The organism is Streptomyces durocortorensis (genome assembly GCF_016901035.1).
In the GTDB taxonomy this organism is placed as follows: Bacteria; Actinomycetota; Actinomycetes; order Streptomycetales; family Streptomycetaceae; genus Streptomyces; species Streptomyces durocortorensis.
Genome location: NZ_JAFEUF010000284.1, coordinates 1 through 2310 on the forward strand (window position 1 = coordinate 1; position 2310 = coordinate 2310).

Sequence of the window (2310 nt, forward strand, 5' to 3'; positions counted from 1 at the left end):
CTTGTGGAGCTAAGGAGAATTGAACTCCTGACCTCCTGCATGCCATGCAGGCGCTCTACCAACTGAGCTATAGCCCCTTGCTGCTTGCCGCCCGGTTTCCCTTGGCGACATCGAGAACATTACACGGTCCCCCCGGTGCTTCACCAAATCGTTTCCGGTCTGCACCGATACGCCCGAATCATCCAGGACATTCGCCCCTCAGCCGCAGGTCAGACGGTCGCGGCCGGACGATCACTGCTCACGCGGTCGCGAAGGAGTAGAAGCGCTTGAGGGTGCAGTGCTCCTCCAGGAGCCGCCCGTAGATCGGCTCCCCCTCCAGCTCCCGGTAGGTCTCGATGGGGTCGCCTTTTATGATCAGCGCCCGGGCGCATTCCTCGCACCAGTACTGGTACTCCGCGTTGACCGGGTCCATGTCCCTGACGATGGGCGTACCGCTGCCGCACCAGTCGCATTTACGCCTGTGTGCACCCATCAGTCAGCTCCAGCTGTGGCCGCAGGCCGTGCACACGTAGGAGACCCCTCCGTTGTCACCCAGAACCTGGGCCACATGGGACGAACCGCAGGACGGACAGCCGAGACGGGATCGAACGTCGGACGTTACGGGGCCGGGGAGCGGGGCGGCGACAAGGCGCTGGTCGGGGACGTGTTCGCGACTCGCAGGCATCGCGCTCCCTCCCGATCGGTACGGCGCCCCCTCCGGCGTTCCGATTCTGCCATGACCCCGCAAGGGGGTCAGCCCGCTCGGCGCCCTCCGTGCCTCCATACAGAAGATCCCGCCCCCTGGTGGGGACGGGATCCTGATTGTGGAGCTAAGGAGAATTGAACTCCTGACCTCCTGCATGCCATGCAGGCGCTCTACCAACTGAGCTATAGCCCCGCTGTTCGCTGTGTTTCCCTGCGTTTCCGCGCTGCGAACAAGAAGAACTTTAGCCTGCGACCGGCCGGAAAGTGAAATCCGGCCCGGGGGGGGGGGGGGGGGCCCGCGAACGGCCTCTCAACGGCCTCCCGACGGCGTCTAGTCGTCGTCGCCGAGCACCGGCTCCGGGAGCGTGCCGGCGTTGTGTTCCAGCAGACGCCAGCCGCGCGCCCCCTCACCGAGAACGGACCAGCAGCAGTTGGACAGCCCGCCGAGCCCTTCCCAGTGGTGCGCTTCCAGACCCAGCAGCCGGCCGATCGTCGTCCTGATCGTGCCGCCGTGGCTGACCACGACGAGCGTGCCGTTCTCCGGAAGCTTCTCGGCGTGCTCCAGAACGACCGGCGCCGCCCGGTCGGCGACCTCGGTCTCCAGCTCGCCGCCGCCCCGGCGCACGGGCTCCCCGCGCTTCCAGGCCGCGTACTGCTCGCCGAAGCGCTCGACGATCTCCTGGTGGGTCAGCCCCTGCCAGGCGCCGGCGTACGTCTCGCGGAGTGCGGCGTCATGGGCGACGGTGAGGCCGCTGACGGCGGAGAGCTCGGCAGCCGTGGCCGCCGCCCGCCGGAGGTCGGAGGCCACGATGGCGTCCGGCTTCAGCGAGGCGAGCAGCCGGGCGGCGCGGCGCGCCTGCCCGACACCGGCCTCGGTCAGCTCGATGTCCGTGGAGCCCTGGAAGCGGCGCTCCAGGTTCCACGCCGTCTGGCCGTGGCGCCAGAGGACGACCCTGCGGCCCCTGCCGCTGCTGCTGCCGTTCAGCTCTGGTCACCTTCCGTGCCGCCGTTGAGCTGTGCGTGCTCCTCGGCCTTGCCACGGGTCTTGACCGCGTCCTCGGGGAGGGCGATCTCCGGGCAGTCCTTCCACAGGCGCTCCAGAGCGTAGAAGACGCGCTCCTCGCTGTGCTGGACGTGGATGACGATGTCGACGTAGTCGAGGAGAATCCAGCGGGCGTCGCGGTCGCCCTCGCGGCGCACCGGCTTGGCGCCGAGCTCCTTCTGGAGCCGCTCCTCGATCTCGTCGACGATCGACTTGACCTGGCGGTCGTTGGGGGCCGAGGCCAGCAGGAAGGCGTCGGTGATCGACAGCACATCGCTGACGTCGTAGGCGATGATGTCGTGCGCGAGCCGGTCGGCGGCCGCCTGGGCGGCGGCGTTGATGAGCTCGATGGAGCGGTCCGTGGCGGTCACATGCAGGCTTTCGTCGGCGGTCGGATGCAACCTCTAGGGTCTCACGGACCACCGACAGACCCTTACTGCGTTTCGCCGGCCGCGCTCCACCTCGGTCCCCGGGGGGGCCCCCCCCGGCCGGGGGGGGGGGGCGCCCGGCGCCCCCCGCACCGGTGGCCTGATCCGGGGGCCCAGCGGGCGCCCGTCGGCGGGGGACGGCGGGGCCGCCGCCTA

Annotated in this window: 3 protein-coding genes and 2 tRNA genes; all 5 read right to left on the bottom strand. The window is 69.4% G+C overall.

Annotated elements, in window-relative coordinates:
• Window positions 1–4: 4 nt before the first annotated feature.
• Window positions 5–77: transfer RNA gene (locus JS521_RS31350), tRNA-Ala, on the bottom strand.
• A 161-nt stretch (window positions 78–238) separates the two neighbouring features.
• Window positions 239–472: a hypothetical protein gene (locus JS521_RS31355; protein ID WP_003969224.1), complete on the bottom strand. Its 234-nt coding sequence runs from the start codon at window positions 470–472 to the stop codon at window positions 239–241.
• A gap of 332 nt (window positions 473–804) precedes the next feature.
• Window positions 805–877 (bottom strand) — tRNA-Ala (locus JS521_RS31360).
• A 138-nt stretch (window positions 878–1015) separates the two neighbouring features.
• Window positions 1016–1669, bottom strand: a complete 654-nt coding sequence (locus JS521_RS31365) for a histidine phosphatase family protein (RefSeq protein ID WP_205086313.1) — start codon at window positions 1667–1669, stop codon at window positions 1016–1018.
• A complete protein-coding gene (rsfS, locus tag JS521_RS31370; protein WP_006124372.1) occupies window positions 1666–2097 on the bottom strand; it encodes a ribosome silencing factor in 432 nt (143 codons plus the stop codon). Before rsfS ends, JS521_RS31365 begins: the two co-directional genes overlap by 4 nt.
• Between the last annotated feature and the right edge of the window lie 213 nt (window positions 2098–2310).

What these genes read in the sequence shown, in the direction of transcription:
- JS521_RS31355 (WP_003969224.1), bottom strand. Translation starts at nt 472, where the DNA reads ATGGGTGCACACAGGCGTAAATGCGACTGGTGCGGCAGCGGTACGCCC.